Source organism: Bacillus cereus group sp. Bc010, from assembly GCF_027716745.1.
In the GTDB taxonomy this organism is placed as follows: Bacteria; Bacillota; Bacilli; order Bacillales; family Bacillaceae_G; genus Bacillus_A; species Bacillus_A pacificus.
This window is the reverse complement of record NZ_JAQFUY010000092.1, coordinates 1-2,143: the sequence shown is the minus strand read 5'-3', so window position 1 is coordinate 2,143 and position 2,143 is coordinate 1. Positions and strand designations below refer to the sequence as shown.

Genomic DNA, 2,143 nt, shown 5'->3' with positions numbered 1-2,143 from the left:
AAAGTACATTACGTGTTTTTTAGTTTGTTTGAACGAAAGTTCATTTTGTTTTCGTTCTTAAGTTGATGGGCATGTGGTAGGACCCCTATAAGCATTCGTAGCTCTTCCGCTACCTTCTTCGTCATAGGTACAGCTCTAGTTTTACGGTTCTTATTCTTAGCGCCTGCTAACATAATCGTAAGGTTATCAAAATCTATATCGTTAGCCTCTAGCTGATTTACTTCGTTTACACGCAACCCGCAGTGCAACATAAGCAGCATGGCGCAGTAATCTCTATAGCCTGCATAGGTCGTCTTATCTACCACACGAAAAATGCGCTTTATCTGATTATGATTTAGCGTAAAAATCGGCGCTTCATCGGTACGTAACTTTACAAAGTCTACAGCGGGATTGCTTTTAATGTAGCCCTGCTCATTCAATCGCTTAAAGACCGACTTCAACGCCGATATGCGAATATTTACAGTGGCAGGTGCTAATTCTCGATTAAGCAGCTTATTAATATACATTTGTACATGTGCCGCCGTAATGATCTCGACTTTCTCAATGTTCAATTCTCGCATGAAATAACGAAAGAGCTTGCTGTAATCATCTATAGTACGCTTTCTAAATCCCTCTGCCCGAAATGCCTGCGCAGCAATCGCTATCGCCGCTTCTGTGTCTAGTGCTTCCGCAGTACCAATAAAATCAACTACTTCTCTTCGTCTTTTTACTACTCGTATACTTTTAGACATAATAAAAAAAGAGCCCCCTATCTGAAACGAATTTCAGACGGAAGCTCTCCGCATATGTACTATCATTATCTTCATTTGGTTACACGTAGCACCTTTTTACTATGCGACAATAATTCGCTAATGCCTACGTAGGACGTTTGCGGTTTGTTCCCGCTCAAGTTAAGCGTTAAAAACTCCGACAAACAGCTTTATACCGCACCCTAAAGCACATTTGGTTTCCTTTGTCATATATAAGACGTGGTACCGGAAACCACCGCTCTATCCGACTGAGCTATGGGCGCATGATAATAGAAAACACTTCATTTTCTTCTCATAATAATAGCAATAAAATCCATCTAAATCAATAAAAATATCCCCGTAATCCTTTATGACGCTTAGTTATGAGTATATTAACAAAGCACCCCCCTAAATTTTCCAATCATAAATTCACCCCAACTCACAAATTATAATCTTTGAATTGATATTCCAAAGGAGGCTTCATTCAATGACTGTAATTACGAAATTAAAACAAACTGTTTCTGGATTAAAAAGTGCACAAGCTAGCTTAGAGGGATTCGCTCTTGATACGGATAACCAACAAGCTAAGCAACTTTTCCAAACAGCTGCACAGCAAACACAAACGATTATCGATTCTTTAAACCCACGCGTTGAAGAAGTAAAACAAGAAGAACCACAATACTCACAGCAATAACGAATCAGTCTTGCTGTGAAATAGAAAAAGGATGATATGCAGTCATCCTTTTTCTATCACATTACATATTGCAATAGAAATGGAATGATGATTATGCGAAAGATCGGACTCATTACCGCGTTATTTATACTTCTATTTAGTTCTTTTACCGGTTGTGATCACAGCCCATTAGATAAAAAGGTAAAAAAAGAAGAAGCAAAACGAACAGAGAAAGAGAAAGGTCCCAAATTAACAAAGATGAGTACGGAATCCTTTAATCAATCTATATCACAGGGAGCGAAGAAAAGAGCTCTCGCTATGGATGAAATTATAAAGAGCGCAGCTGTGAATTCAAATTTAGATCTCTACATAGCAATTAAGCCTGAGCATCATGAACGATTTGGGTTAAAACCTTTACGCAAGAAACTTCAAAAGCAACTAAGTGACGAATATCCCACTTTCGATGTTCGTGTTAGCACCGATAAAAAAATCTTTATGTTACTCGAAAAGCTTGAAAACAGAATCAAGAAAAAAGAAATATCTAAAGATGAAATCAAAAAACAGTTAAAACTTATCGGATCAGAAATGGAATCTAACACTTAACGCTTTCGAATAGAAAAGGAAGGATTTAAATGTCTAGTAAAGATAAAAACTTAACCCCTGTACAACAGGAATATAAAAAATTCGAGCAAGAACGCGAACCGAAGCGTCCTGTCTTAAAAAACTGTATAAAAGCCTTTTT

3 protein-coding genes and 1 pseudogene are annotated in these 2,143 nt (G+C 37.5%); 3 read left to right on the top strand and 1 reads right to left on the bottom strand.

Annotation, left to right across the window (positions count from 1 at the left end):
• Positions 1 to 8: 8 nt before the first annotated feature.
• Positions 9 to 731: a tyrosine-type recombinase/integrase gene (locus tag PDQ68_RS28495; RefSeq protein ID WP_000045536.1), complete on the bottom strand. Its 723-nt coding sequence runs from the start codon at positions 729 to 731 to the stop codon at positions 9 to 11.
• Between the two features lie 484 nt (positions 732 to 1,215).
• Here PDQ68_RS28495 and PDQ68_RS28490 point away from each other — a divergent pair, with 484 nt between their 5' ends.
• From PDQ68_RS28490 to PDQ68_RS28480, 3 genes and pseudogenes are all read left to right on the top strand, one after another.
• On the top strand, positions 1,216 to 1,422 hold the full coding sequence (locus PDQ68_RS28490; RefSeq protein ID WP_000216164.1) for a DUF1657 domain-containing protein: 207 nt from the start codon (positions 1,216 to 1,218) through the stop codon (positions 1,420 to 1,422).
• A 93-nt stretch (positions 1,423 to 1,515) separates the two neighbouring features.
• On the top strand, positions 1,516 to 2,004 hold the full coding sequence (locus tag PDQ68_RS28485) for a YhcN/YlaJ family sporulation lipoprotein (RefSeq protein WP_061183377.1): 489 nt from the start codon (positions 1,516 to 1,518) through the stop codon (positions 2,002 to 2,004).
• 29 nt (positions 2,005 to 2,033) lie between these two features.
• A pseudogene (locus PDQ68_RS28480) lies at positions 2,034 to 2,143 on the top strand (stage V sporulation protein AC); the annotation flags it as partial.

Bases quoted from the DNA above. Each gene is read 5' to 3' on its own strand.
- PDQ68_RS28495 (WP_000045536.1), bottom strand. From the start codon at position 731: ATGTCTAAAAGTATACGAGTAGTAAAAAGACGAAGAGAAGTAGTTGAT.
- PDQ68_RS28490 (WP_000216164.1), top strand. From the start codon at position 1,216: ATGACTGTAATTACGAAATTAAAACAAACTGTTTCTGGATTAAAAAGT.
- PDQ68_RS28485 (WP_061183377.1), top strand. From the start codon at position 1,516: ATGCGAAAGATCGGACTCATTACCGCGTTATTTATACTTCTATTTAGT.